27 protein-coding genes and 4 pseudogenes are annotated in these 26,312 nt (G+C 68.3%); 12 read left to right on the top strand and 19 right to left on the bottom strand.

The window, feature by feature from the left end; genetic code table 11:
* Positions 1-169 precede the first annotated feature (169 nt).
* The gene (locus BLW14_RS31470) at positions 170-979 is read right to left on the bottom strand and encodes an alpha/beta fold hydrolase (RefSeq protein ID WP_093710470.1); all 810 of its coding nucleotides are present in this window, start codon (positions 977-979) and stop codon (positions 170-172) included.
* Between the two features lie 153 nt (positions 980-1,132).
* Here BLW14_RS31470 and BLW14_RS31465 point away from each other — a divergent pair, with 153 nt between their 5' ends.
* Positions 1,133-1,594 (top strand): MarR family winged helix-turn-helix transcriptional regulator, encoded by a 462-nt coding sequence (locus BLW14_RS31465; protein ID WP_093710469.1) that lies wholly within the window; start codon positions 1,133-1,135, stop codon positions 1,592-1,594.
* 119 nt (positions 1,595-1,713) lie between these two features.
* Here the strand turns inward: BLW14_RS31465 and BLW14_RS31460 are convergent, their stop codons facing one another.
* Positions 1,714-2,124 (bottom strand): Rid family hydrolase, encoded by a 411-nt coding sequence (locus BLW14_RS31460; protein ID WP_093710468.1) that lies wholly within the window; start codon positions 2,122-2,124, stop codon positions 1,714-1,716.
* A 79-nt stretch (positions 2,125-2,203) separates the two neighbouring features.
* Here BLW14_RS31460 and BLW14_RS31455 point away from each other — a divergent pair.
* From BLW14_RS31455 to BLW14_RS31445, 3 genes are all read left to right on the top strand, one after another.
* Positions 2,204-3,021, top strand: a protein-coding gene (locus tag BLW14_RS31455; RefSeq protein ID WP_093710919.1) for an IS5 family transposase whose coding sequence is annotated in 2 segments (ribosomal slippage) — positions 2,204-2,546 and positions 2,546-3,021 — 819 coding nt in all. Because the reading frame shifts where the segments join, the coding sequence is not laid out codon by codon here.
* A gap of 173 nt (positions 3,022-3,194) precedes the next feature.
* Positions 3,195-3,554, top strand: a complete 360-nt coding sequence (locus BLW14_RS31450) for a hypothetical protein (RefSeq protein WP_256332941.1) — start codon at positions 3,195-3,197, stop codon at positions 3,552-3,554.
* A gap of 527 nt (positions 3,555-4,081) precedes the next feature.
* The gene (locus BLW14_RS31445) at positions 4,082-4,627 is read left to right on the top strand and encodes an ATP/GTP-binding protein (RefSeq protein WP_093710467.1); all 546 of its coding nucleotides are present in this window, start codon (positions 4,082-4,084) and stop codon (positions 4,625-4,627) included.
* A 223-nt stretch (positions 4,628-4,850) separates the two neighbouring features.
* On the opposite strand, the gene BLW14_RS31440 is transcribed toward BLW14_RS31445, so the two are convergent.
* Complete coding sequence (locus BLW14_RS31440) at positions 4,851-5,765, bottom strand: LysR family transcriptional regulator (RefSeq protein ID WP_093710466.1); 915 nt, start codon at positions 5,763-5,765, stop codon at positions 4,851-4,853.
* Between the two features lie 49 nt (positions 5,766-5,814).
* Between BLW14_RS31440 and BLW14_RS31435 the strand changes: the two genes are divergently transcribed.
* Together BLW14_RS31435 and BLW14_RS31430 are read left to right on the top strand one after the other, a co-directional pair.
* On the top strand, positions 5,815-6,780 hold the full coding sequence (locus tag BLW14_RS31435) for a DMT family transporter (RefSeq protein ID WP_256332940.1): 966 nt from the start codon (positions 5,815-5,817) through the stop codon (positions 6,778-6,780).
* A gap of 291 nt (positions 6,781-7,071) precedes the next feature.
* Positions 7,072-7,825, top strand: a pseudogene (locus BLW14_RS31430) (IS701 family transposase); the annotation flags it as partial.
* 163 nt (positions 7,826-7,988) lie between these two features.
* Here BLW14_RS31430 and BLW14_RS31420 read toward each other — a convergent pair.
* The 6 genes from BLW14_RS31420 to BLW14_RS31400 all read right to left on the bottom strand — a co-directional run bounded on the left by BLW14_RS31420 (position 7,989) and on the right by BLW14_RS31400 (position 13,062).
* Positions 7,989-8,486 (bottom strand): tetratricopeptide repeat protein, encoded by a 498-nt coding sequence (locus BLW14_RS31420; protein WP_093710464.1) that lies wholly within the window; start codon positions 8,484-8,486, stop codon positions 7,989-7,991.
* A 43-nt stretch (positions 8,487-8,529) separates the two neighbouring features.
* The gene (locus BLW14_RS31415; protein ID WP_093710463.1) at positions 8,530-9,435 is read right to left on the bottom strand and encodes a hypothetical protein; all 906 of its coding nucleotides are present in this window, start codon (positions 9,433-9,435) and stop codon (positions 8,530-8,532) included.
* Between the two features lie 9 nt (positions 9,436-9,444).
* On the bottom strand, positions 9,445-11,259 hold the full coding sequence (locus tag BLW14_RS31410) for a hypothetical protein (protein ID WP_093710462.1): 1,815 nt from the start codon (positions 11,257-11,259) through the stop codon (positions 9,445-9,447).
* Positions 11,260-11,574: 315 nt separating this feature from the next.
* Positions 11,575-11,838, bottom strand: coding sequence for a hypothetical protein (locus BLW14_RS34300; RefSeq protein ID WP_143052028.1), 264 nt, complete (start codon positions 11,836-11,838; stop codon positions 11,575-11,577).
* Positions 11,839-11,869: 31 nt separating this feature from the next.
* Positions 11,870-12,109, bottom strand: a complete 240-nt coding sequence (locus BLW14_RS31405) for a hypothetical protein (RefSeq protein ID WP_093710461.1) — start codon at positions 12,107-12,109, stop codon at positions 11,870-11,872.
* An 80-nt stretch (positions 12,110-12,189) separates the two neighbouring features.
* Entirely contained in the window at positions 12,190-13,062 is an 873-nt protein-coding gene (locus BLW14_RS31400; RefSeq protein WP_093710460.1) for a helix-turn-helix transcriptional regulator, read from the bottom strand.
* Between the two features lie 189 nt (positions 13,063-13,251).
* Between BLW14_RS31400 and BLW14_RS31395 the strand changes: the two genes are divergently transcribed.
* On the top strand, positions 13,252-14,013 hold the full coding sequence (locus BLW14_RS31395) for an SDR family oxidoreductase (RefSeq protein WP_093710459.1): 762 nt from the start codon (positions 13,252-13,254) through the stop codon (positions 14,011-14,013).
* Between the two features lie 134 nt (positions 14,014-14,147).
* Here the strand turns inward: BLW14_RS31395 and BLW14_RS31390 are convergent.
* Both BLW14_RS31390 and BLW14_RS31385 read right to left on the bottom strand, forming a co-directional pair.
* A pseudogene (locus BLW14_RS31390) lies at positions 14,148-14,742 on the bottom strand (tyrosine-type recombinase/integrase); the annotation flags it as partial.
* Positions 14,736-14,960, bottom strand: a complete 225-nt coding sequence (locus tag BLW14_RS31385; RefSeq protein WP_093710458.1) for a hypothetical protein — start codon at positions 14,958-14,960, stop codon at positions 14,736-14,738. The pseudogene BLW14_RS31390 and the gene BLW14_RS31385, both read right to left, overlap by 7 nt.
* A gap of 122 nt (positions 14,961-15,082) precedes the next feature.
* Between BLW14_RS31385 and BLW14_RS31380 the strand changes: the two genes are divergently transcribed.
* Positions 15,083-15,904 carry an alpha/beta fold hydrolase gene (locus BLW14_RS31380; RefSeq protein WP_093710457.1) on the top strand — a complete coding sequence of 274 codons (822 nt, stop codon included), beginning with the start codon at positions 15,083-15,085 and terminating at the stop codon, positions 15,902-15,904.
* Positions 15,905-16,004: 100 nt separating this feature from the next.
* Here the strand turns inward: BLW14_RS31380 and BLW14_RS31375 are convergent.
* From BLW14_RS31375 to BLW14_RS31365, 3 genes and pseudogenes are all read right to left on the bottom strand, one after another.
* Positions 16,005-16,537: pseudogene (locus BLW14_RS31375) on the bottom strand (transposase).
* On the bottom strand, positions 16,534-17,073 hold the full coding sequence (locus tag BLW14_RS31370; protein WP_093710917.1) for a winged helix-turn-helix domain-containing protein: 540 nt from the start codon (positions 17,071-17,073) through the stop codon (positions 16,534-16,536). Before BLW14_RS31370 ends, BLW14_RS31375 begins: the two are co-directional and overlap by 4 nt.
* A 38-nt stretch (positions 17,074-17,111) precedes the next feature.
* Positions 17,112-17,375 (bottom strand): hypothetical protein, encoded by a 264-nt coding sequence (locus BLW14_RS31365; RefSeq protein ID WP_093710456.1) that lies wholly within the window; start codon positions 17,373-17,375, stop codon positions 17,112-17,114.
* Positions 17,376-17,869: 494 nt separating this feature from the next.
* On the opposite strand from BLW14_RS31365, the gene BLW14_RS31360 reads away from it, so the two are divergent.
* Together BLW14_RS31360 and BLW14_RS31355 are read left to right on the top strand one after the other, a co-directional pair.
* Positions 17,870-18,379 (top strand): hypothetical protein, encoded by a 510-nt coding sequence (locus BLW14_RS31360; protein WP_093710455.1) that lies wholly within the window; start codon positions 17,870-17,872, stop codon positions 18,377-18,379.
* Positions 18,380-18,439: 60 nt separating this feature from the next.
* Positions 18,440-19,099, top strand: a complete 660-nt coding sequence (locus BLW14_RS31355; protein ID WP_093710454.1) for a DUF6924 domain-containing protein — start codon at positions 18,440-18,442, stop codon at positions 19,097-19,099.
* Between the two features lie 31 nt (positions 19,100-19,130).
* Here BLW14_RS31355 and BLW14_RS31350 read toward each other — a convergent pair.
* The 5 genes and pseudogenes from BLW14_RS31350 to BLW14_RS31330 form a co-directional block, all read right to left on the bottom strand.
* A pseudogene (locus BLW14_RS31350) lies at positions 19,131-19,974 on the bottom strand (IS5 family transposase).
* Positions 19,975-20,468: 494 nt separating this feature from the next.
* Entirely contained in the window at positions 20,469-21,026 is a 558-nt protein-coding gene (locus BLW14_RS31345) for a GNAT family N-acetyltransferase (RefSeq protein ID WP_093710453.1), read from the bottom strand.
* Between the two features lie 28 nt (positions 21,027-21,054).
* A complete protein-coding gene (locus BLW14_RS31340; RefSeq protein ID WP_093710452.1) occupies positions 21,055-22,368 on the bottom strand; it encodes an MFS transporter in 1,314 nt (437 codons plus the stop codon).
* On the bottom strand, positions 22,365-22,970 hold the full coding sequence (locus BLW14_RS31335; protein ID WP_093710451.1) for an ArsR/SmtB family transcription factor: 606 nt from the start codon (positions 22,968-22,970) through the stop codon (positions 22,365-22,367). Before BLW14_RS31335 ends, BLW14_RS31340 begins: the two co-directional genes overlap by 4 nt.
* Before the next feature lie 334 nt (positions 22,971-23,304).
* Positions 23,305-24,216 carry a LysR family transcriptional regulator gene (locus tag BLW14_RS31330; RefSeq protein ID WP_093710450.1) on the bottom strand — a complete coding sequence of 304 codons (912 nt, stop codon included), beginning with the start codon at positions 24,214-24,216 and terminating at the stop codon, positions 23,305-23,307.
* A gap of 684 nt (positions 24,217-24,900) precedes the next feature.
* On the opposite strand from BLW14_RS31330, the gene BLW14_RS31325 reads away from it, so the two are divergent.
* Both BLW14_RS31325 and BLW14_RS31320 read left to right on the top strand, forming a co-directional pair.
* Positions 24,901-25,791: an alpha/beta hydrolase gene (locus BLW14_RS31325; RefSeq protein WP_093710449.1), complete on the top strand. Its 891-nt coding sequence runs from the start codon at positions 24,901-24,903 to the stop codon at positions 25,789-25,791.
* 41 nt (positions 25,792-25,832) lie between these two features.
* A complete protein-coding gene (locus tag BLW14_RS31320; protein ID WP_093710916.1) occupies positions 25,833-26,294 on the top strand; it encodes a nuclear transport factor 2 family protein in 462 nt (153 codons plus the stop codon).
* Positions 26,295-26,312: the final 18 nt, after the last annotated feature.

The raw sequence follows: 26,312 nt of genomic DNA, 5'->3' as shown, positions 1-26,312 counted from the left end.
GGACGGGGAGGCGGAGGTCTCGGTGCATGCTTCTTCCCCGGTGCCGGTCAGGTGTTCGCCGTCGGCGCGGTAGCTGGTGGCGCAGGCCTGGGCGTGTTCACACTGACCGCGACCGCGACGAAAGCGGTGGGCGCTGGGATGCTCTGAGCTCGGGCTGAACGCCGGACGCCTACGCCAGAACCGCGCGCAGCCGTGCGGCGTACGCCCGGGGGTGGGTGGTGTTGCCGTTGTGCCCACCGGGGAACGGGACGACCTCCCGCCCCACCAGGTCGGCCAGCCGGCGCGCGCACCGGCCGACGAAGACGTCCGGAGCCGTGGTGGTACCGCCCGCGGGCACGATGCGCACCGGGGACGTCCGCAGCGCCTCCCGGTCGAGTTCGGCCTCGATCACAGCAGTGAAGTCGCGTGCGATAAAGAACCCGAAGTTCGCGGCCCGGCCCGGCGTGAGCGGCATGGGCGTCAGGTCCGGCTCGGTCTCCTGGCGGGACGGGTCGATGCCGAGGACGCGGGCGATCTCAGGGAGCGCGGCCTGCAACCCGCCCTCTCGGTACACCCCCTGCAGGTGGACCAGCTCCGCCGCGTGACCGGCGCGAGGCCCGGCAGGCAGCAGGGAGGGAGAGACCGGGTCGTGCGCCACGAGGGTGTGCAGTTGACCGGGGTGCGCCACCGCGAGGTGGAGCCCGATCGCGGCACCCATGCTGCAGCCGAGCATCGAGGCGGGCTCGTCGGTGAGCCGGTCCAGCAGCCGGTGCACGTCGTCGGCGTGCTGCTCCATGGTCACGCCGCGCTCCGGGTCGGCGAGCGTGCTGCGGGACAGGCCCCGGCGGTCGTACGTGACCACGGTGTACCGGTCGGTGAGACGGCTGACCATGTCGGCGCTCCGGTCGGCGTCACCCTCGCCGCTCTGGGCGACGAGCAGGAGGGGGCCGGCGCCCTGGACCTCGTAGTAGAGCGTGGCACCGTCGGTGTCGAGAAACATCAGGGTCTCCTGGTGGGGTGAGGTCGCCGGCGCGGGCGGCGCCGGCGGGTGACCCCACCGTAGTGCATCTATTTCGATGCATCAATACAGATGAATCAAAATAGATGCATCGGCATTGATGCATCGAGGTAGGGTCGGCCCATGAGCGCTTCGATGACCCCGGTACAGCTCTTCCTCCTCGGGCGGACCCTGATGAAGATCGGCGAGGAGGCGCTGCCGGAGCCGGCGTCCGCCGCCGATGCCGCACGGCGCGGGGGCACCCGGGCGGCCCTGGTCGTGCTGAGCGACGTCCTGGGGCACCAGGGCACCTCCGTGAGCGAGATCGCCGCGCGCACCGGTCTGCCCCAGAGCCAGGTGTCGGGCGCCGTGGCCAGACTGAAGGAGAGCGGATCCTTCGTCACCGCCCCCGATCCGGCGGACGGCAGGCGACAGCTGATCCGTACGGCCTCCGAGGCGTCGGAGCGGGTGGCCGAGGTACGGACGGCCCGGATCGACGGTGCGCTGAGCACCGCGCTGGGCACCGACGATCCGGAGACGCTGCGTACGGTGGGCGAGGCGCTGGACGTGCTCGCCCGGCACCTCACGCCGGAGGCGGCGGGCAACCTCCGGTCGTGACGTAGCTCGGGGCAGCTCAGGGTCCACGCGCCGTGCGCCCGTCGGCTTTCGAGGTCGCCCGCATGACCCTGGCGGCTCGCTCGTGGATCGCCCGCCGAGCCGGGTCGGCCCCCGCAAGGTCAGTCCAGGAGGGCGGTCGCCTCGACCTCGACGAGCACATCCGGCTCGAAGAGGTAGTCGACGCCGATCAGCGAGGCCGGAGGCAGCGGAATCGGGAGCCCGATCTCGCCGGCTACGGCCTCCACTCCGGCCATGAAGTCGCCGATCTGATCCGGCGCCCACCCGGTCACGTAGAACGTCAGGCGCAGCACGTCCGAGAAGGTCGCGTCCGCGCCCGCCAGTCCGATGGCGGTGTTGCGCAGCGCCTGAGCGACCTGTCCGGCCAGATCGCCGGGCGCGACGGGGGTTCCGTCGGGCCTGCGCGCGATCTGGCCGCTGACGTGTACGTGCTTCGTCCCGGTGCCCACGGCGACGTGGTGGTAGGGAACCGGCTGGAGCATGCCGTGCGGAGTGAAGTGGTGAACTGTCATGGGTCTCTCCTCGTCCGTTCTAGGTATCGTGAAGCTACTTAGACCGTGTCCTATGTGGGGTTGGTTCGTTGGACTCGTCATGGGCCGGGGTACGTGGAGTTGGATTGTTCCGGACGGGCTGTGGGAGATCGCGGAGCCGCTGATCCCGCCGTCGAAGGTGCGGCCGCAGGGCGGCGGGACGCAGGACACGCCTGATGAGACGCTGTTCGCCGCGATCATCTACGTACTGGTCAGCGGATGCGCCTGGCGGGCGTTGCCGCCGTGCTTCGGGATATCGAAGTCGACGGCTCACCGCAGGTTCCTGATCTGGTCGCGGGCAGGTGTGTGGGGCCGGCTGCACGAGGAGATCCTGCACCGTATGGACGACGCCGGCCTGCTCGACCTGTCCCGGGCCGTCCTCGACTCCGCCCATGTCAGGGCCAAAAAGGGGGCGAACTCACAGGTCCGAGCCCCGTGGACCGGGGCAAGCCGGGTTCCAAGATGCACGTCCTGTCGGACGCGAACGGACTGCCCCTACTCGTCGGTCTCACCGCGGCCAACACCCACGACAGCCTCGCGCTGAAGCCCATGATCACAGGTCACCAAACGAGACACGACCCCCACCGCGGCCGCTACTTCAAACCCCAGCGTCTCCACGCGGACAAGGCATACGACGTCCCCCACCTGCGGAAATGGCTATGGGGCAAGCACATCGGCGTCCGCATCGCCCGCAAGGGAGTCGAGTCCAGCGAACGCTTAGGCCGCCGCAGATGGGTCATCGAGCGGACCATGTCCTGGCTGACCGGCTACCGCAGACTCAACCACCGCTACGAACGCCATCCCCGCAACTACCTGGCCTTTCTCGGCCTCGCCGCCACCCTTTGTTGCTACAAACGACTCGCTCGACTCACCACATAGGACACGGTCTAAGGTGCCGGACTACCCGGGTGAGGGCTCGCCGGTCATCGGCACCGTCACGGACTCCTCCCTGGAGTACGCGGAGCTGGGCCGGCACGTGGGACCGGAGCAGAACGCTGGATCCGGTCTTCGACGGCTTCACCCGCAAGCAGGAGGGGCGCCAGCGCGCACTCGTGAAGTCCACGCAGGTCGACGAGGACATCATGGCCGCAGCCGGCGGCACCGGCGAGCTGCGGGGCGTGGCAGGCGCGGTGATGGACGAGCGGCGGCGCTACGAGTACCCCCGTGACCAGGCAATCCTGGTCGACGTCGCCTCACAGCCGCTGAAGGTCGACGGACATGACGCCTGGCTGCTCGTCAGCGAGATCCACTTCCATAAACGCGGGGTGCCCTCCACGATGGACCTGAACGCGGTCCTCGTGGTCGACACCGGGCGGGTCCGCCCCTCGGTGCTGTGGGTCGTACTGCCAGAGACGAATAAGAAGCTCTGGCCAGACCTGAACACCCTGGTCGCATCCGTCCAGGTCCGCTGACCTGCACCAACACGGGATGGGCCCGGGCGCGCGACGCGTCGCGGGCCCGTTTGGTAGAGCGCACCGCCGGCCAGGCATCGGCATCAAGTCGGCGGCGACCAGGGCCACCGCAACCTTCCCCCCCCCCCCCCCCCCCCCCCCCCCCCCCCCCCCCTTCACGAGCTCGCGCCGGAGTGCGATCCCGTACAAGGGCACAAAAATGAACTAATTTGGCTACTGCCTCAGGGCCCGCCTTGTCCACAGGTCCGGCGTCTGCTCCGGGTTCTGCTCGACCTCCAGGGATGACCGCTGGTGATGTACATAAGGGCAACGGCCGGCACTGCGGCCGCCGCTCTGGCGATGGTCTTCGCGCTCGCCGAGTCCGTCGGACAGCGCTGGCGAGCGATGAACGCGGCCCGTTTCGTCGGGTCCGGAGCCCGTTTCGAACGCGGCCTTGTGGCCGAGCGATGGCCGCATGCTGCACCAAGAGCGCTGGCAGTGGCGGCCGAGAAGTGAACACGGTTACTTCGCACGAAAGGCATCTGAGCATGCGGCGGTACATTCTCACTGGCACGCCCGGCGCGGGCAAGACATCGATCCTGCGGTGCCTGGCAGAGCGCCGTTACGAAGTGGTCGAGGAGGCCGCGACCGCCGTCATCGCACGAGCGCAGGCTCAGGGCGAAGGCGAGCCGTGGGCACGGGCATCCTTCATCGATGAGGTCGTCGGTCTGCAGAAACAACTGCAACTGGGAGCCCCCTCCCGAGACTCTGTCCAGGTGTTCGACCGGTCACCGGTCTGCACACACGCGCTCGCGACCTACCTGGGGCAGCCGGTATCCCGTGCGCTGACGGCAGAGATCGAGCGGATCACTGCCGAGGAGATCTACGAGCGGCAGGTGCTCTTCGTCCGCAATCTAGGGTTCTGTGAGCCCACCAGTGCCCGTCGGATCGACTTCCGGGAATCGCTGGTCTTCGAGGAGATCCACGAACAGAGCTACCGCGCGTTCGGTTTCGAGCTCATTGATATCCCTGCTGGCGACCTGGCCGACCGTGTCACCGCGGTCAGCTCGGTACTCTCGCGACCCGACTCATGAGCCACGCCGGTCGTGGGCGTGGTGCGCTCGATAACCAGTGTCTGACCCCGACCCGCCCGAGCCGAGACACCGAAGATGGATGCGTCTGACGCCGACTGCCCGGACGTCCTCGCGTCGCTGAAAGCCGTGGGCGCCCCGGTGCCCGCAGAACCCGTCTGCGGATCCTGCGGTGACCGGCTCGGCGCGGGACCCGCGTCGCGGCCGCTGAGCCAGTGGGCTGCTTTCAGCCGTCGAGAGGTGCGGTGAGGCGCTCGAGGACGTGACGAATGCCGGGTTGCCGGCCGGTTCCCGAGCGGTGGAGGGCATTGACGCTCCGGTGGACCGGCACACGCAGCGTGTGGATGCTCAGGTTCGGTCCGGGGGCCGGCAAGGCCATATGGGGAATGAGAGCGACTCCTGCGCGGCGGGCGACCAGGGCTGTCAGAACAGCGAAGTCGCCCGCCACTGCCGCGGCTCGCGGGACGAAGCCGGCTGCGCCGCACGCACGTTGTGTCATTTCGTGGCAGGCCGTCTCGGGGCCGGGAAGCAGCCACGGCGCGTCGGCGAACTGGCGCAGGTCCGCCTGCGAACCGGGAGCGAGGCGGTAGTCGCTGGCGTCGGCGGGGTGCAGGACGAGATGAACAGGCTCGTCGAACAGAGACGTCTCTTCACAGCCCGCGGGAACCGGGCGGGGAAGCAGACTGTAGGAGTGGGTGACCGCGATGTCGACCTCGCGGCGGCCGAGGGCGGTTTCCGCCGCCGGGGGTTCGTGTTCGACCAGGAACACGGCCGGCTCTTCCGGGGCCGGTGCCACTCCGGGCTCGGGCCAGAGACTGGGGATGATTGTGCGGGCGGCGGAGGCGAACGCCGCGACGCGGATCGTGCCGCGTTCGCCGTGGCGCAGCGCCGCCAGATCCGACTCGGCGGCGGCGAGGTTGCCGAGGAGAACATGTGCATGATCCACGAGACGTCGCCCTGCGCCGGTGAGGTGAAGGGTGCGGCCCCGCTTCTCCAGAAGTGGCACCCCTGCTTCCCTTTCCAGCACAGCCAGTTGCTGGGACACGGCCGGGCCGGTGAGATGCAGGGCTTGGGCTGCGGCGGCAACCGTGCCATGCGAGGCGAACTCGGCCAGCACACGGAGTCGGCGGACATCCAACAAGAAAGATCCCCTATCTGATTAGCGAGGAAAAGATAACTAGACCTAACTCATGCTACCCGGCAGAGTCGACGGGGTGAAGCTCAACAAGACCCTGCTCGCCCTCGCCGCCACCGTGCTGCTGTGGGCCACCGCCTTTCCCGCGATCCGGGTGGCACTGGACGGCTACGGGCCGTCCCAGCTGTCCTTCCTCCGCCTCGCCGGCGCCTCCCTCGCCCTCGCGGCCGTCGCCCCGTCGATGGGAGTGCGCCGCCCAGCGCGCACAGATCTATGGCGCATCACCCTGGCAGGAGCTGCCGGGATGAGCGCCTACCAGCTACTGCTGAACTGGGGGGAACTCCATGTGCCCGCGGGCACCGCCAGCCTGATCGTGGCCGCCGTCCCCGCGATGAGCGCCGTGCTGGCGGCCTGCTTCCTGGGCGAACGGTTCACCCCGGCCAAGACCGGCGGATCACTCGTCGCCCTGGCCGGCGCGGCCCTCATCGCCACGTCCGGCAAGGAAAGCGGATACACAGCGGCGGCGTGGGCCGTCCTCGCCGCCGCGTGCAGCCAGGCCGTCTACCACCTGACGATCAAGCCCCTCCTGCACCGTTACACCGGGCTCGAAGTCGCCGCTTACGCGATGTGGGCGGGAACCGCCCTCCTCGTCCCCTTCGCCCCCGGGGCCGTCCGGGCCGTGCTCGATGCCCCGGTCGGTGCGACCGCCGCGGTCGTCTTCCTCGGTCTTCTGCCATCGGCCGCCGGGTTCGTCATCTGGGGCTACGCAGTCGCCCAGCTCAGCGTCACCACCGCCACCGCCGCGCTCTACCTCGTCCCCGCGGTCACACTCGCCGCCTCCTACCTCTGGCTCGGCGAGCAACCGCGGCCCATTGCGATTCTCGGCGGACTCATCACCATCGCCGGCCTATTCCTCCTCAACAACGGCGGAGGGCCGCGAGCACGCGGCCGAGGCCCTCGTCGTGTTCGCCACACAGTACGGCGCGAAGTTCCCCACAGCCGTAGTGAAGGGCGGCCATGACAAGGCAGAGCTACTGGCGTTGCACGACTTCCCGGCCCAGCAATGGATCACCCTGCGGACCACCGGATCACGACCCCGATCAGCCTGCGAGACGCGCGGTATGGGGCAACACTGTCCTTGGCCAGCACGGACGGTTCCGGGTTGGCACTGAGCTGACCGGCAAAAGCGGAGGCGAGGCCGGTCAAAACCGGGCGGCGCACCGCAGTCACGAGTGTCGAGCACCGTCACCCGATCGTGTTCCGGCTCAGCGAGGTGACAAAGCCACCCCGGCCCCCCACCACACCGACGTCAACGATCATCGACCGGCGCCTCTACCTACCCACCTCCTGGACCGATGACCGTGACCGATGCCGGCGGGCCGGTATCGACGACGAAGTCGTCTTCTATACCAAGGTCGCGATGGCCAGGGCGATGGCCCGCCGGGCGGCCGAGGAGAAGATTCCGTTCGTGTGGGTGGCCGCAGACGCCGGCTACGGCTACTCGAAATGCTGGCGGACCGAGCTCGAGCGGGCCGATGTCTTCCACGTCCTGGCCACCACCCGGCACGACACCGTGGTCACCCGCTGGTCCATGGATCACCCGGTTCATGACTAGTTCCATGATTCTGCCGCGGCAGAAATGGAAGCGCCGCTCGTGCGGCAACGGCTCCCACGGGCCACGGGTCTTCGACTGGGCGAGGGTCGAGGTCCGCCCCTGGCACCGGGAAGACCGGCGGCACTGGGTGATCGCCCGCCGCAGTGTCCGCCGGCCCGGGGAGATCTCCTACTACATCGCCTACTGCCCCGCCGGGACCACGTTTGAACAGCTGATCCGCGTCGCCGGCAGCCGTTGGGCGGTCGAGGAGTGCTTCCAGACCGCGAAGCAGGAATGCGGGCTGGACGACTACCAGGTCCGCCGCTATCCCGGCTGGCACCGCCACATGACTCTCGCCATGGCCGCCCACGCTTGCCTCACCGCCCTGCGAGCCCAAGAGCTCGACTCCGGGAAAGCAGAAACGGATCATCCGACCTCATCCCTCTCAGCCTCCCCGAACTCAGACGTCTGATCCACCGCCTCACCCACCCCCGCCCCGCACCCCTCAACCACGTCCTGCATTGGTCCCACTGGCGACGCAGACGCCAACACCAAGCCCGCATCAGCCACTACAAACAACGCGGCCACACACCACCCGAAACCGGTAAACCGTAATGAAAAAGACCGTTGCAATACTAGTCGGGGCGGCCGTCGGCGAGCCACTGGGCGAGGCCGTGCAGCCCGACCGCCCAGCGGCCGAGGTCGGTGGCCTCGGTGTGGGTGGTGACGACGGTGAGCAACTCGGCCACGGCCTCGTCGGGCCGGTGGGCGTCGTTGAGGGTCAGGGCGCGGAAGACGCGTACGGAATCGGAGTCGGGGTACTCCTTGCGGGCGCGGTCCAGCACCACCAGCGACGCGTCCGGCTCGCCCAGCCTTCTGAGGGTGCTGGCGTACTGGCACAGGATGTCGCCGTCGAGGCCGAGGTTGAGCGCGCGTTCGTAGTAGCCGCGGGCGGTCTCCTCCTGGCCGGCGGTGTCGTAGGCGCCGCCCACCTCGTACACGAGGACGGGGTGGTCCGGGTGTTCGGCGAGCAGCCCCTCGAAGTAGGCGATCGTCGGGGCCATGTCCGCCCGGTCGCGCCGGTCGTAGCCGAGTTGGATCGCCTCGGCCAGTTCGGGCGTCACGTCGGTCATCACTGCCGCATTCCCTCTCACGTACGAGTCAGGGGGGCCGATCCTAGGGGAGCCCCGCCTGGCCTCGTACGATCACGGCGATGCCGCCGACCGGCCGCTCGTCGCGGTACTGGGCGATCTGGAAGGGTGCGAAGGCCTCGCTGCCCACCTCGTCGGTGACGACGAGCAGCAGTTCCATGGCGCGCTGCTCCATCGGGCCCAGCGTGAGTGTGCGGGTCAGTTCGTTCTGGGCCTGGGCCTCTTCCCCGGTGGTGGTGTCCTTCAGGGACAGCCAGGCCGAGGCCTCGACCGGGCGCAGGCGCTCGTCGTTGGGGATGTTGCCCCACAGCTCCGGGGGCATCGGGCGGACGCCGACCTGATACGCGACGTCGTCGTCCGTCGGGTTGGTCGCGAGGAACGCGAAAGGCTCCGGCGCGGCGGGGGCGGCCGGAAGGAGGGCCAGGTTGTGCTGGGCCCAGTGGCGGTCGTTGACGGGGTCCGCGAGGCCTCCGGCGGCGACGTTGTCCAGCGGGTGCCAGACCTTGGCCAGGAGGCAGATGTGGTTGCCCGAGCTCGCCGGGATCCGCGCGGTGAGGGGGGCGCTCTCGGCCCGGCCGCCGTGCGGGGGCACCGGGACCGGGGAGAACCCCATGAACTTCGACGCGTCGGGGATGACGGGCCCGCTCACCGGCTTGGACCACCACACGCCGACATACGCCATCGAGGGGCTGTTCCCGCCCTGCCAGTTGCCGATGGCCACCTGGGCGGTCAGGTCTTGTCCCGGCTGGAACGCGGTCAGCGGCTGGATACCCGAACAGAGGTACCAGCAGACGCCGTTGGGGACCGGGCGCTCGCCGTGGTCCTCGCCCACGTCGGGGAGGTCGGGCGGCGGGTAGCTGTGGATGTAGAGGTAGGGCCGGTCGTTGCCCCCCTCGTGCGGCTGCTGCTTCCGGCCTCGATCGGTCTCCATGGCTGGTCCTCACAGGTCCTGGTAGGCGAGGATGTCGACGCCCACCGGGTCGTCGTCGATCGAACCGCGGGTGGACCAGCACGGGTGGACCGTGCCCCGGTCCGCGTCGAGGTCGAGGTTCGTGTCGCCGGGTGTGCCCCGGGCGACGTCCTCCCACCTGCGTACGCACTCGGGGCCGGTGGCCGTGAGGACGATGCCCGGGTCGGCGCCCACTGGAACGGTCTTCGTGTAGTCGACCGGGTGCTCCATCTCGGTCCGCGGATACCGGTAGAACGTGCGGACGTCGTCAGTCTCGGGGCGGTGCGGCTGCAGGGTGTCGCCCGGTACGGCGAGGAACTGGTGGTAGAGCGGGAAGCCCAGCCGCCCCTCCGGGTAGATGAGGCCGCAGCCGGACAGGTAGGCGCCCGCCTTGCCGAGTGCCTCCCAGAGGCGAACGTGCAGGTCGAACAACTGGGAGACCAGCTCGTCGAGTTGGGGCACCCTGGCGGCCGCCGCGAAGCCGCTTCCGGTGAGGGGCCGGCTCTGCGAGGCCAGCGCGTCCTTTTCGGCCTGGCTGAGGTCGGTGGTGAACGCGTTCCGCCAGTTCTCCGCCACGTGCTTGTCCCAGAACGTGCAGCTCTTCTCCTTGCCCCACTCGTCCCAGCACGGGCCTCCGAGCAGTACGGCGAAGCAGAGGAACGCCAGCACGGCCAGGCAGAAGCTGCCGCAGGCGCTCTCGCTGTCGGCGGTGCTGTCCGTCGCGGTCGGCGGCCCCACCTGCCCGCCGCCGTACCCGTGGTAGGTGGTCGGTTTCACCCCGGGCCCGTGGGCGTACGGGGGTGTGGCCGTCTCCGGGGTGACGGCCGGCTGCGGCGGGTGCGCGGGGTCGGCGAAGAACTTCGTGACGAACGAGGCGGGCGGCAGGGCCGGCGGGGGCGGCTGGACGAAGGTGTCGAGGAGTTCGAGCTGCCTGATCAGGCGCCCGTAGCCCAGGGCCGGATCGGGCACCGGGCTCAGCTGTGACAGGTCGTACGTCTCCCCTAGCGTCCTCGTGAGAAAGTCCGCCGTCTCGCCCGGCAGAGTCGCCGGTGCGTTGTCGAAGCGCAGGGAGTCCGCAATCCCGCGGCAGCTCCGTACCTCCGGATACCGTTCGCCGCACCACGATCCGACGGCGTTGCGGGCTATGCGGTCCCGGAGCCGGTGGGAGCGGCGGGGTCCGCCGACGACCTGGGTGAGGTAGACGGAGCCGGTGGCGTTCGCCGCGTAGCCGGACAGGATACCGAAGGCCAGGGCGCGGGTCTCTCCCGTACGGGCTTCGGCGAACGCGCTACGTACGAGCGCGTCGGTCCTGCGGGCGAGGAAGACGTCTCCCCATCCCCACTGGGACACGGGTTCGTCCTGCTGGCGCGGGTGGCGCGGGATGTGGGCCATGGTCCGCAGGCGTTTGCCGAGGCTGTCCATCCGGAGGAACGTGCCCCTCGCGTCGCTGGTGGCGTGGCGCAGGCTCAGGGTGGCCTCGCAGAACCTCGACGCGGCTTCGGGGCTCGACGGGTCGGACAGAGCCGTCTCGATCTCGCTGCGGATTCTGCCGATCTCGGCGTAGAGGGCGAGGCCGTCCGTCCACATCTTCGCCGCTTCCTCGAGCAGCTCGGCCTCGGTGCCGTCGGATGCGGCGTGGGCGAGGACGTGGTCGAGCAGGGCGCCGAGCCGCGCGTGTGCGGGGTGATCGGCGCAGTCGTCGACGAGCCGGTTGCGGGCCGCGTCGAGTGCCGGGTCGACGGGGGCTGCCGCGAGGGTGTCGAGCTGCTGCGACAGGGCGACGACATGGGTTCGGGCGTCGATCATGACGCACACCCCTTTTTGGGTGTCGGTGATGACCCACCGGTTCTTGGGTGTCGGTGCCCACCGGACGAGATCCGCGACGGGCGCGGTCCGCCGTCGGCGCGGTGCGTAATACCTGCTGCCGACCGGGCCTTCGATCGCGCGTTGCGGAATTCTCGAAATGGCCTGTGCCACCAGCATCGCGCCGTTCCGTGCACCCGGCAACTCCGTCATGGGCCGTCGGCCGGCCGGCCGACGCGGGTGCGGTACGCACCGGACACGGCGGTCAACTGGCTTACTGGCCAGGGAGGTTCGTATGCTTCGGTACTCAGTTGCGGGTCACGGGGCCTCGTCCTTCGCGACGTGGGCGGCGGAGTCGGTCAGATCCGATGGGGCCGGGCCGGAGAACCCTCGCTCCTCGCCGTACTCCCCTGCCTGGACCGCTCGCGGCGTGAACGTCTGACGACCCTGGCGGTCGCGGCGGCCTTCGCGGTGGTGGCGTACGGGCTGGCGGAACTGCCGCCTCGCCCGTGCTCGTGGCACCGCCGGCCGTGGCGAGCGGTGGGTGCACAGGTCGGCCAAGGTGGCGGACGGACGTGTCATGACTCGGTCCTCTCAGGGAATCGAGCCTCCATCAGACCCGGAGCGGTTCGCCCGCCTCGGACCAGTCGGCGTTCCGAGGCGGGCGAACGACTTCATGGCCGCAGCCCTTGGCGAAGTCGACGGAGCCGACGAAGAGGAGTCCGGCCGCGTAGACGACGATCGAGCACGCTGCGGAGATCAGAAGGCCGGCGGCCCAGCGGCTTCCTCGGCGCCAGAGGCCCACTCCTCGTCCGACGAGCGCGACCGGTGCGACGAGGGCCTCCAGGATCACGGCGGCGACCTCCGGCGGTGCGGGCCAGCGCGGGAACGGTGCGGACTTCCCGGTTGCGACGCCGGTGCGGCGCGTGCTCGTCAGGGGGTCTTTGGGCGCGGGGCGTCCGCCGGTCTGTCGTGTGCTGTACCGACGTACTCGGTGTGTGAGAGTGCGGCAAGGAGCCGCAGTTTCTCGTCGCTGTCGCTGTCCTTGTCGGGGTAGTAGACGACGAGGATGACGTCGCCGATGGCGAGTTTGTCGCGGTGGAGGCGTAGTTCACCGACTACGGGGTGGTGGACGGTGGTCGTGCCTCCGTCGAGACTACGCACGTCATGGCGGCCCCACAGGGCACGGAACCGCTGACTGGACAGTGCGAGTTCTCCGACGAGTTCGATGAACCGGGGGTTGTCGGTGTCGTCCCCGATAGTGATGCGAAGGGCGGCGATGGAATCGGCGGTGGCTTTCGTCCAGTCCTGGTGGAAGGCTTGTTCCTCAGGATCAAGGAGGAGAGAACGAAGCCGATTCTGGCCGGGCTGCAGGCGGGGGGAGAGCGCGACCGCCATGGGGTTGGAGGCCAGGACATCGAACGCGCGCCCTTCGACGAACGCGGGGATATCGAGGTGGGCGAGCAGCTCGTGTACGCGCGCCGGTACGGGCTCGGGCCGCTTGCGCCGCGGCGCCCTGGGGCGTGCCGCCGCGAGGCCGAGCAGATACGTCCGCTCGATGCCGTCGAGCTGCAGGACCCGCGCGAGTGATTCAAGGACCTGTGGTGAGGGGTTCTTGTCCCGGCCCCGTTCCAGGCGAAGGTAGTAGTCGGGACTGATTCCGGCGAGCAGGGCGACTTCCTCACGGCGCAGGCCGGGCACGCGGCGGTTGCCTCCGGGCGGGAGTCCTGCCTGCGCCGGGGAGACCAGCTCACGCCTGGCACGAAGGTAGCTGCCGAGCCGGTTGCCGGATTCCTCATCCTTCATACCGACACCGTAACGCGGTGCGCGTGTCCCAGAGGGGGCCCTGGCGGGACCAGGGAAGACAGGGGCCCTGCCACACCCGGCGGATGCCGTCAAGACTGCGATAGCACTGTTCTGAACGAGACAGAGAGCATCACTGCCTGCGCCGCGGGCCTGAACGCCGGCGGCGCCCTGGACTGAAGGGAAGACCTCGTGGATCTGTCCAACCGCACCGTTCTCATCGTCGGCGGAACATCGGGTATCGGGCGAGAGCTGGCCCGGCGGTTCGCTGCGGCAGGCAGCACCGTGGCCGTTGGCGGCCGCAGCCCGAAGGCACTCTCGGAACTCGCCGAAGAAGCCTTCGGCACGATCAGCATCGACGTCACCGACGGTGCTTCCGTCGCAACTGCCCGTGACTTTGCGCTCACCCGGTACCCCGAGCTGGACACCGTGGTGACCATGTCGGGAGTCATGCTTCTGGAGGATCTGCGCGACCCCGCGCACTTCGAGGCGGCAGCAACGACGATCGACACCAACCTGCTCGGCACGATCCGAGTCGTCGACGCCTTCACCCCCCACCTGGTCCGGCGGGGTACCGGCACCTTCGTCACCGTCACCTCCGGCATCGCCTTCCTGCCGTTCCCGCCCATGCCCAGCTACGCCGCCTCGAAGGCCGCGGTGCACGCCTACTCCGAGGCGCTGCGCGCGCAACTGGACGGCACCGGCGTTGGCGTCGTCGAGCTCGTCCCCCCGGCCGTCGCCACGGCAGAACAGGAAAAGGTGAACCCGCACGCGCTGCCGCTCAACGACTTCGCCACCGAGGTCATGCACCTGCTCTCGCAGGACCCCACCCCCCACGAAATCCTCGTGAAGGGCGTCCTCGTGCACCGCTGGGCCGAGCGCGACGGCACCTACGACGAGCTCGTCGCACAGCGATCCCAGGCCCTGGCCATGCTCCCAAGCCACCAAGGCTGACACCCCTCCCCTATCGATCGACGGCCTCCTCGCTCATCGCCCCCGGGCCCAACGCGCAACCAGGCGTCCTGGATACGAACCCCGCCCCGAACGGCCCCGCCCGCGCGCGGCCCACCCTGGCGCGCCGCGACGGTTCAGCGGCGGGCATCTCCGGGGGCGAGCAGGCTGGTGAGTTCGGCGATCACCTCCGGGGAGGGCTTGAAGTAGCGGCGGACGATTTCCGGCTTCTTTCGCCGGGACTTCGCCATCAGCACAGCAGCGAGGCGCCCTGCTCGCCGAGGTGGGTCAAGGCAGAGTGGCGGTACTCGTGCAGGTCTCAGCCCGCCCCCAAGCCGCGCAGGGTGGTGTGCTCGTCCAGCAGCGCGCGGGCCTACCCGTACGACAGGCGCGCCAGGCCGGTGTCCGGGCGGGGCTTACGACCTTGCCCGGACCTGGACGGCGGTGGGTGACGAACACCGATCCACGGGTGCGGCCCCTGCGGAGCCGGGGCAGCAGCCGGGCGGTGCCAGCGTCCCAGTACACGGTCTCCCGCACGTAGTCCTCGCGCGCCTGGCCCCGGCGGTGGGCCTTGGTCCGGGCTCCCTTCGCCTTGACCAAGCAGCGGCGCCCGGCGAGGTCCAAATCCTCGATGTTCACGCCGAGGATCTCCTCCGCCCGTCCGGCGGTCTCATAGAGCATGCGCCACAGCGTCTTCTCCCGCAGATGCACCCCGCGCCGCGCGATCAGTCGGCCAGCTTGCGGGCCCACAGGCCCACCGTGGCCCGGTGCTGCTCCTTCATGGCGAGTATCGGCGCGCTGGTCACCGTATGGGCCTGCCGGGGCGCCGGACGCTCGGGGCGGCATGCCGGAGTGGCGGCCGTGGTAGCCAGGACGCCGCTGGCTAGGAGGGCGGCGCCGGCAGCGAGAGTGGCGCGACGGCCGACCTGGTCCTCGGAGCCCGTGGCCACCTTCCTCGCGGTGGAAATGGGGAGGGCCGCCCACCCACCCGGCCGAGGACCCCGGCTACTGAGGCATCAAGGCATGCTTCGGGTGGAAGGTGGTGCCCATGAGGCACGAGAGGAGAGCAGCGATGGACTGGTCACTGGACGAGGGATTCGAGACGCCCGGAGGAGTCGTCCGGTGGGGGGCCTTGGGCAGCGGCGAGCCACTCGTACTGGTGCACGGTACGCCGTACTCCTCCCTTCTGTGGCGAGACATCGCTCCTGCGCTCGCCCGTACCCGCAAGGTCTTCTTCTTCGACCATCTCGGCTTCGGCCAGTCCGAGCAGCGCGAGGGCCAGGACTTGAGCCTGGCGGCTCATTCGGAGAACTTCGCCCGGCTCCTGGACCACTGGGGGCTGTCACGCCCCAGCGTGGTGGCTCACGACATCGGCGGGGCGGTGGCGCTACGTACCCTGCTGCTGGGAAGGAGGAGCTACCGGGACCTGACCCTCTTCGACGCGGTGAGCGGGGGCCCCTGGGAGCGAGGGCTCTTCCGACTCTTCCTGGAGCACGAGGAGGTCTTCAATCAGCTTCCGGGCTACGCGCACGAAGCGTTGGTCGCCGCCCACCTGTGTCATGCCACGCACATCGGGTTCCGGCCGGGGATCCTCGACGCCTTTCTCGCCCCGTGGCGGGGGGAGGACGGGCAGGCGGCGTTCTACCGTCAGTACAGCCAGATCAGGCAGGCGGACACGGCCGCGTACGAGCAGTTGCTGAACAGCATCTCGATTCCGGTGCGGATCGTCTGGGGCCGCGAGGACCGCATCCTCCCCCCGCAGTACGCCGAGTGGCTGCACGAGCGTGTTCCAACGGCGGAGCTGCACTGGATCGAGGGCGCCGGCCATCTCCTGCAGGAGGATGCCCCCGCCCGGCTGTTGGCCTGCCTGACAGCTGAGTTCGCCCCGGCTTGAGCTGTGTGACCGATGATCGGGTGGCCCACAGGGCGGGTCGAGCCACTGCTTACGAACCGGACGCCTACTGAGGTTGAACTCGTGGTGTCGTCTTCGGTGATCAGGGCCTGATGGTCAGTCCTGTCTCGGTGAGGCAGCCGTCTATGAGGTGGCTGCGGTACTGGATGTGGCGGAGGCCGCGTCGGACGGTCTGGACGAGGTGTTCAGGGGTGCTGAAGGCGACGTTGGAGAGCCAGCCGCGCCGCAGCAGCGACCAGATGCCTTCGACGGGGTTGAGGTCAGGTGCGTAGGGCGGCAGGTGGTAGATGGTCAGCCAGTCCTGGGCTGCCGCCCATTTCCGCAGGTCGGCGGCCTTGTGGACGTTGAGATTGTCCCAGACCAGCACGATCGGTCCGCCGAGTTGCTGGTGTGCGGCGATGAGCAGGTCGCGGTAGTCGCGTCGCGCCAGGAGAAACTCTTGCGTCCGTCGCGGTTGCCGTCGTCGCGGCGGGGTCGATAGATCAGCCTCGAGCGGTGACCGGGTTTGTAGCAGGTCAACGCTGCGATGGAGATGCGTCTGCGGGAGCGGCCGCGGACCCGTACCACCGGGGTTCGACCGCGCTGTGACCAGGTCATCGCCTGCGGCGGCGTCATGGAGAAGCCGGCTTCGGCCTCGAAGACGAGCCAGGCTCCACGGGCCGCCGCGAGTCTTCCGCACAGGGCCAGGTCTCCTTCACCCAGCCGGCCACGGCCTCGTCGTCGCGTTCCATGGCCCGGCGGGCGGGGACCTGGCGGGACCAGCCGTTGCGCACCAGCAGCTTGCGCACACCCTGAATGGTGTAGGTCAGGTGGAAGCGCCGGCCGATCACGGTCTTGATCCGGCTCAGGGTCCAGCGCTGGTCCTGCCAGCCGTGCGCGGCCGGCCCCTTGGCCAGCTCCGCCTCCAGTTGCGCGAACTGCTTCTCGCTCAGTCTCGGCAGCGACGCAGGTCCCTGCGACCGCAGAGCGCGCGGCCCGTCCTCCTCCCACGCTTGCCGCCATCGCTGCACCGAGCGGACACTGACCCGCAGATCCTTGGCGATCGCCGAGCTCGCCTCGCCCTTGGCGAACCTTTCGGCCGCCTGGAGGCGTAACTCCTCGCGGAACTGCTGCCGTTCGGCGGTCAACCCGCCCCCTTGTGGATACCGCATGCACCGGTGATACCGCATGAGCGACGAGCCGTCAGCCCCTACGACTCCACGAGTTCAACCTCAGTAGCAAGCCCAATGACCGCATTCAGTACGAGCACTCCCGCCGTGATCTTCATTGCGGGGCCCTCATCGAGATAGCCACCCATCATCGTGCCGACCGGAACGACGCTCGCAATGCTCGTCACTTCGAAGAGCCCCGGACGGCGCCACTCCCACCGGGCCTCACGCCACCTGGGTTCGGCCTTGCTCGTGCTCACCAGACGCTGCTTGCTGTCAGCGGTCTTCTTCGCATTTTCCCCCATGGGACTTTCCTCTCGCCTTGATGGTGGGCCGGTGTTTCCCGGTAGAACCACGATCAGGGGAGACCACGGGGGTGCGAAAGTTAAATCAGCAGGTCAGATGGGGTGCGCGGTTGCTTTCCGTTTGGCGGCGTCGGGTGAGATGCCGGTGGCGAACACCTTTCCCGCCATCGGCATCTCACCCGACGCCGCCAAACGGAAAGCCCGGCCACGCCTGGAAAATGCTCTCATTCCAGCGAAAAGGTTTGGAAAATTACTAAAAAGAATCATTGTTTTGCTGTAACCGAAGTAGACGGACGCAATTCTCGAAGTCGACCTGTTCGCCGTCGTCTCCGAACAGCCCGTCGGCCCGGACCGATCGGTCCGGGCCTGTGACTGAGCGCTTCAGTTGGCCAGCTGAGCGTCAGCAGCCAGTTGATCTGTTGGGACAGGTGGACTGTGGGCCAATTGGGTGATTCTGGTCGGACGGTCGTGGATATGTGGTCCATCGTGGCCTCGTGAACGAGGAACTGATCGACCACGTCGGGCACTTCATGGCGCGGATGCCACATCAGGGCGAGCCGTACGAACCTTCTCCTGCCCCGTCGTGCGCGGTGAAGGAGCATCGTTGCTCCGAAGAGACATGCCGGGATTGCGAGGCCAGGGATGCGATCGCGACGGGCCGTGACGTATACGGCGACATCGAAGCGAGCCTCAAGCAGGTTCGCCATCTACTCGAAGTCGCAGCCCTGATGGGGCCGGCAGACCACGATGTGCGGGTCTCCTATCTGGAAAGCCCCATGCCCCCACAAAGCGGGTGCAGTTCCGGCGCGCTCGTTGACGCTGCGTACCGGAGCGTCAACGCGGCTCAGATGCTTCTCTGGGCGGCCCGCGGCCAGGACTTCCGCTATCTCGCACGGGCCAACAGCTTTCTCTCCGCTGCCGCATACGGCGCCGCCCGCGCCACGGACCGCCAGATCGTCTTCGCGGGAATCGCGGACGAGCGCAAGGAGGCAGATTCCGGCTGAAGCGGTGCACCCCGGGAAGCTGGTCCGCGTCCCTGCACCGCGTGAGGCCGACGGAACAGGGTGCCCTTCTACCAGCAGCTGAAGCCGCTCCTCGACGTCCACGCCGACCAACTCGCCACCGCCGTCGATGCCCAGCGCTCAACTGGCCAACTCGACCGCTTAAAGAGCGTTTTGTCCCGGCAGGGGTGTTTGGTAATGCCGATCAGCCGGTCAAGGTCTGGGAGGTCACGTCGACGCAGTGCGGGTGCCCTGAGCCTGCCGGGGTCGATGTCAGCGCCGGGTGAGAAGATCGCGTTCATGCCTCTGCCTCAGCCCGATGATCTAACGTCGCTGATCCTGCGTACCGACTTCGGTGACGACGGGGCCTGGGATGCGGTGCGTATCGCACTCGACGCTGCTGGCGAGTATCCCCATGCCACGTATGTCAGCGACGTTCGCTTCGCTGCCGTGGACGTCCAGGCACTGCTGGACGAAGAAGCTGCTGCGGAAGAAGACGACCGGATCGTCGACTTGTTCCTTGCGGACGCGACCACGATGGAGGATCCGGATCACCCTCTTTTGGCCGTGGACCTGTGGGACGAACCTGGGCGAACGTTCAGGGTTCCGGCTCAGTGGTTTCCTGACGTGTCAGCCAACCTCAGCATCGCCAATATGGACTTTGCGGACTTCGCCGATGCCGCTGATGTATCAGGAACCTTCCGCGGCTTTGACGGGGGCTGACGCCTCACTGCTGAGGCACGTCCGGGGGGAGCTATGTGTCGCGCCAGTTCAGCGTGGGCTTCACGCGTGAGTCTGCGGCTCATCAGGTCGATCATCGCGATGCGGATCATGGCTTCGGAGCGGTGCGGGTGGGTTTCGTAGTCGCGGGCGAGACGGCGGTGATGCATGAGCCAGCCGAAGGTCCGCTCGACGATCCAGCGTCGCGGAATCACCTTGAAGCCCTTCTGGGTGGGGTCACGGCGGGTGACTTCAACGTCGATGCCGAGGGTGGCACCGTGATCGATTACCTTGGTGCGGTAGCCGCTGTCGGCCCACGCTTTCGCGACGCGAGGGTGGCTATCGGCGATGTTCGAGAGCAGGTGGATACCGCCGATGTTGTCGGAGACGCTGGCGGCAGTGACCAGTACGGCCAGGAGCAGCCCGGCGGTATCGACGCCGATGTGGCGTTTACGGCCTGCGATCTTCTTGCCCGCGTCGATGCCCTGACCAGCAGCGGGCACGTTGGCTGAGGTCTTGACGCTCTGAGCGTCGAGTATGCAGGCGGTGGGTTCGGGGTCGCGGCCTTCGGCCTTTCGGACCAGTCGGCGCAGGAGGCCGTTTAGCTGGTCGAAGACGCCGTGCTTCTGCCAGGCGGCGAAGTATCCGTAGACGGTTTCCCATGGGGCGAAGTCGTGCGGCAGGTACCTCCACGGAATGCCGGTGCGGTCGACGTAGAGGATGGCGTCCATGATCCGCCGCAGGTAGTGTTCGGGCGGCAGGCCGATGTCCAGGCCCTTCCCTCTTCGTTCTGCCCGCCAGGCTGTCAGAGTTGGTTCCAGTAGTGCCCAGCGGGCATCGGACAGGTCGCTCGGATACGGCCGCGGTCTGTGAGGCATGTTTCTGTAATACCGATGCCCGCCATCCCGTGGCAGGGCGCAAACAGGTGCGACCGGGGGCGTGTTGGGATCAGACAGGAGCGAAGACCCGAAACAGGCCTTCGCAAGCCGTCACCCGCCCCGCCCGCCACAACAGGCATTCGCACCCCAGCCGATCCGATCCCACTCGCCATCTGAACCGCAACGAAACACCTATCTCAGTATAAAACGCTCTTTTAGTGGACAGCTGTCGACCCGGCCGGCTTCAGCGACGGGTAGCCGCTGCCTCCAGTTCGCCTGGTCGTTGGTCCAGGCATGCCATTGACGGATGCGCAGTGGGCGCGAGTCGAGCCGTTACTTCCGGATCGGAGACCGCTACAGCCGGACGCATAGCCTTTCGTCGCATTACCCGCGCCACGCGCCCGACGACGAGCGACGCTCGACATCCCACCGCTAACCGTTCACACGGCCGTCAGCACCGCGGCGGATCAGGGCCCCCTCGTGGGGGCCGTGTGCTACTGAGCGGCCCGTTCTCTCCACTCGCGGTCGAGGATGGCGTGGACGATGGAGTCACGCCATTGGCCGGCCTTCAAAATGTGCTCGCGAATGATTCCTTCCTCGACCATCCCCGCAGCGGTCAGGGTCTTTGCTGACGCTGCGTTGCGCGGGGACCGTGCCCCCCAGATACGATGGAAGTCGAGTTCCTCGAACCCCAAGCCGAGGAGCAGTCGGACCGTCTCGAGTCCGAAACCAGACCCCCAGGTGTCGGGGCGGAGTGCGAAGCCCATCGTGGCCCCACGCGGCTGATGAGGATCAATGGCGAGGCGGCCGAACCCGATCACCTCACCCGAGTCTTGCTGGACCACCCCCAGCGCGTACAGGTTACGAGGCGTCTGCTGTGCCGAAGCGACGAATTCCGACACGATCTGTTCGACCTGATCGCGCGTGCGCGGGGCGAAGGACATGTGCTCGGTGGCTGCGACGCTGCCGTAGATGGCCAGCACCGCATCGACGTCCTCGTGGGAGAGTTCACGCAGACCGAGGCGGGCGCTGGTGCGACAGATCGGATACATGCCCGGACCCTATCCCCGCGACGAAGAGCTAGCGAAGAGGTCGAACCGGTTCGCCCTCGGAGGTCAGCAACTGTTTGAAATTGCTCTTTGGCTGGTGGGAGATGGGCAGGTCTCGGGAGTGCCGGATCGGGGAGAAGAGCAGGATCAGTGCGGCGAGCGGGATCCCCGCTGTGGTGATGGCCATGGCGGTACGGAGGCCGAGCGCGGTTCCGAGCACGCCGCCGAGCAGTGCTCCGATGGGAATCGCTCCGTAGCTGAGAAATGCTGTGCTCGCGGTGAGACGGCCGAGGAGATCCGGCGGGCAGTAGCGTTGCTGGAAGCTCACCTTGATGATGTTGCCGGCGACGACGCCCGCGCTGACGCCGAAGCCACCTGTCACAAAAAACACGATCCCGGCTCCGCCGGTGGTCAACGGGATGAGCAGACCGAGTGAGGGAAGTCCCAGCTCGAACAGCAAGGTCGCGCGGGCGGTGCCGATCCGGTGAGCGATCCGGCGCGCGGCGAAGGCCCCGGCTACGCCTCCTGCGCTGGTCGCCGCGACGAGTACGCCGACCGCCCCCGGGGTCAGGCCCACGCTGCGGACCAGGAAGACCACTTGGATCGACTGGTATCCCATGAGGGCCATGTTGGAGGCGGCTCCGAAGAGGGTGAACGTACGGAACCAGGCGTCGTAGGCGATCAACCGCAGGCCCTCGCGGACCTCACCGACCAGTGAGGTCCGGCGCTGTCCGGTCCTGGTGGTGCGCGGCTCGCGATGTCGGATGCCTGCCAGGCACAGGAGGGAGACGAGGAAGGTCGCGGCGTTGGCGAACATCCCGTTCGCCGCACCTGCCAGCTCTGCGATCAGACCGCCGGAGCCGAGCCCGGCAATCTGCGCGGCGGATGCGCTGCCGTGCAGTTTGGCGTTGCCCTCGGGCTGGTCGTCGGGTTCCAGAAGGGTGGGGAGATAGGCGGTGTAGGCGGTCTGGAAGAACACCGCTGCCGTGCCTGCCAGGAGGGCGACGGCCAGCAACAACCCGGTACTCAGCCGGCCGGACCATGCGGCGACCGGGATGCCTGCGAAGAGTACGAGGGAGACTGCGGCGGTGGCCAGCATGATCGGTCGGCGGCGCAGCCGGTCCACCCAGACACCGACCGGGAGCCCGATGATCAGCCAGGGGGCCCAGGCTGCGGCGCCCAACAGGCCGACCTCGAACGTATTGGCGTGCAGGGTGGAGACGGCGACAAGCGGCATCGCCACCCCGGTGACGGACGCGCCGAACTTGCCGGCGGTCTCGCCGCACCACAGCAGTCGGAAATCGTGGTGGCGACGCAGGAGGCCGCCGCGTATGCCGTGGCTCATGCGGAGCCACGCTGCTTGCGCGGGAAGGACTGGAGCTGGACGACGACGGGGAGCGCGTCCGGGGCGGGCTCGGCGTCCGGAGCAGGGGTATGGCGGGCGATAACGGCCATCAGCTCCGCGTTGAGTGCCTCCAGCTGTTTCGGGGTCATCCGCAGGTCACTCCAGTCCGATACGGTGCCGGCGCTCCGCCATGTGTCGTCCCAGTCCTCGCCGATGTAGTTCACGACCCGGTTGAAGTGCTGCTGCAGCAGCTCGTGCAGGTAGACCGACAGCGCGCCCCGGGTGTCGGGATCGTCGCGGAAATCGGCGGTGTTCAGCTCATTGGAGACGTCGGCCCTTCTCCACCAGCGCTCGCGTTTCGAGCCCCGTCCGGTCTCCTCCTCGATGAAGCCGTGCTCGGCGAGGTGGCGCAAGTGCCAACTGACGGTGCCGGTGTTCTCCCCGAGGCGTTCAGCGAGCCTGGTGGCGGTAGCCGGACCGTCCAGGCTGAGCAGCTCAAAGATGTTCATCCGCAGCGGATGGGCCAGTCCCCGCAGGCTGCGCGCGTCGATGCGCCGGGTGGGCTTGGCGGGGTGTGAGGCGCGTTCCGGTTCGTCGGACATGCCAACAGCATAGATTGCAGAGTCTTCTCTGCATATGGCTCTCTGCAGAGAAGACTCTGCCTGTGCTGGGCATCAGTGTCGCCTGGTGGGCGGGACTCGGAGGAGCGGACGGAAGATCACGGGCACGCTTCCGGCGGTCGTCCTCTCGTACAGGACCCTCACGGAAGCTGAGACGCGGCGGCTGACGACGTCCCCACTCGCCCGGCGACCAAGGCCAGGGGCAGGGGACGCCGACCCGTCCGCCAACGACCTGACATCCGCTCAGTCCTCAGCTATGGCGCGCGGTGGCTGTCCTGCGAAGTGTCGCGGTCGGCGCCCGGGCAAAGACCTTGGTTCAGATCGAGTCGAGCCGGCGCATCAGCTGACCATCACTTGTGTCGGCGACGGTCCGGGCGAGGGCGCGCAGCCCGGCTGAGCGGTTGTCTGTCCGCCACATCAGCGCGTACTCGACCGGATCTGCGTCCTCGAACGGCACGTAGGCGAGGCCGGCACGTGCCTGGTAGGGCTCCGATCGGAGAGGGGCGACGGTGGCGCCTCTGCCCGCCGCGACGAGCAGGAGCACACCCTGCCAGCCGCCCGCGGTCAGGCCGTGCTCAACAGGCAGTCCCAGAGGTGTACGAGACGGAAACAGCCGGTCGCCCCACAACCGGGGCATCCCACAGGCGGTGACCAGCGGCAGGAGGGCCAGGTCCTCAAGGGACACGGTTTCCCGCCGTGCCAGGGGATGCGAAGCGGGCACGACGAGCGCCAGACGTTCACGGGAGAGAACCGGCCCCACGGTGATGCCGGTCAAGTCGACGGGCGGCACCGCGACCGCCACGTCGATCTGCCGCTCCCACAAGGCCGTCACGACCAGGTGGTAGGCGACCTCGTGGGGCTCGACGGTGCAGCGCGGATACCGGGCGAGGAACGTCTCGGCGGACCGCAGGACGAGTTCCCCGGACCACGGGGCCGTGAAGCCGATACGCAGCACCTCACCGAGGCTCCCGTAGGCCGCCCTCGCGTCGGCCAAGGCGCACAGCATCCGCTGATGGGCAGGTGCCAGATCATCGCGGAACTGTTCGCCAACCGGCGTCAGCCGGACATGACGACTGCTGCGCTCGAACAGCGCGCCACCAATCCGCCGCTCCAGCGCCTTGATCGTCTGGCTGACCCGACCGGGAGTGACGCCCAGCCGCTCGGCGGTCCGTGCAAAGTGCAGCTCATCGGCCAGAGCGAGGAAAGTCTCGATCTCGTACCGCTCCACACAGCCCCCCTCGTCGCCGCGGCCTGCACCGTCGCCCTGCCGACTCGCTGCCGCACCACTTCTTGACGGAGGCTACCGGCACCCTCGACCGCGACGCGTCCGGTCAATGCATCGGGCCGCCGCCATACGCCGGGGCGCTGGGTAAGTCGCTTTGTCACCGGTCCGTGAGGGCAGTGATCCGCTCAGGCTCCCACCCTTGCCGTCCATGGAGGCCGGCCTACTACGCCGGGGAGATAGGTCTGGAGGCGTTGCGACTACCGTCGGCGCTGAATGTACCAACCGGCCACCAGCACGACGAGAATGGCAACCACGAATGCCCAAACGGTCGTTGCGCCGAGCGGTAGGCGGTCAGAGCAAGCACGTTGAAGCGGTTACCCCGGACGTGCGGCTTCAGCCGACGCGCGTCGCCCTCCCCCGGGCCCCGGGACTGAGCGCTGCTGGAGGCGGCGATGTACGAGTGGACACTGACCACCTGACCCCTGGGCAGGTCTGCCCCAGCACCTGATCGGCCAGGGCTGAACGTGCGGACCGTGGCGCAATGTGCTTCACCGCGCTTCCGCGCAGGCGGATTTGCCGGGAGGTTTAGTCCAGCTCAACCTCCTTTTACATATGCGGTGTTGTTCCCAAGGGCTCCCGGGTGCCAGCGTGGCGGCATTCCCTCTCCCCGCTCAACAGGAGTGATACGTGTCTGTACGTGAACAGGTGAGCTTCGTCGGTGCCCAGGGCAAGCTCGCAGGCAATCTCTATTTGCCCGACGTCGATGCGGCCGCTGCGGCCGCAGGCGTGCTGGTCGCCGGTACCTGGACCTCGGTCAAGGAGCAGATGGCCGACCGCTACGCACAGGAGTTGGCCGCTCGTGGTTATGCGGCGCTGTCGTTCGATTTCACCGGTTACGGCGAGTCCGAGGGCGCGCCGCGTGACTACGAGTCGCCGGCGTTGAAGGCCGGTGATCTGTGCGCCGCGGCCGACTTCCTCGCCGACCACCCGGCCATCGCCGACGGTCCTCTTGGGGTACTCGGTGTCTGCGCCGGTGCGATGTACGCCAGCGCCTTCGCCGCGCAGGACGCCCGGGTGCGGTCGCTGGCGCTCATCGCTCCGTGGCTGCATGACCGCCGTATCTGCGAGGAGAACTACGGCGGCCCGGAGGGCATCGCGACGAAGAAGGAAGCGGCGGCCGAGGCACGGCGGCGGTACGAAGAGACCGGTGAGGTCACCTACGTGCCGGTGGTCAGCGGCAGCACCCCGGATGCGGCCATGCCCTTCGACATCGACTTCTACCTCAACCCGGAGCGGGGCGGGATTCCGCAGTGGCCCAACCGGTACGCCGTGATGGCCTGGACCGAGTGGCTCGACCACGACGCCATCGCCCTCGCCCCACGCGTGACCGCACCCACGCTGCTCGTACACAGCGAGGACGCCGCCATCCCCGACGGCGCCCGCCGCTTCCATGCCGCGCTCACTGGGCCGGCGGAATTCCTGTGGACGGACGGCATCCAGTTCGACTTCTACGACCAGTCACCCCAGGTCCGCCTGGCCGCCGATGCCGCTGCCGAACACTTCGCCCGCACGCTGTGAACAACGCCGCCCGCTCGACACGCAAGGACAGGATGACCACCGTGCCCGAAACCGCTGAGTCCCTCGTTGACAAGTACGCCGTAGCCGAGACCTGCACTCGGATGGCCGTGTATGCCGACCGCCGGGAATGGGAAAAGTTGGACGCGCTCTTCGCGGACACGGTCGTGCTCGACTACACAAGTCTGAACGGTGGTAAGCCGGTCCGCCTCACGCCCAAGGAGATCACCGGTGCGTGGGCGGCCACGCTGTCGGCCTACGACTCCACCCAGCATCTGCTCGCCAACCAGCTCGTCGATCTCGCCGGTGACCGGGCTGTGTGCACTGCTTCCTTCCAGGCCACCCACCGTCTCGCAGCGGCCCACGGCGCGTCGCTGTGGACGCTCGGCGGCGACTACCGCTGGCAGCTGACCCGCAGCGGCGACCACTGGCTGATCGACGCCGTGGTCATGGCCGCGACCTGGGGCGACGGCAACCAGGCATTGCCCGTGCGGGTGGCCGGCTGATGACCACCTGTACGCAGT

This window comes from Streptomyces sp. 2131.1 (assembly GCF_900105515.1).
Classification (GTDB): Bacteria; Actinomycetota; Actinomycetes; order Streptomycetales; family Streptomycetaceae; genus Streptomyces; species Streptomyces drozdowiczii.
This window is presented reverse-complemented; position numbering and strand designations above follow the sequence as displayed.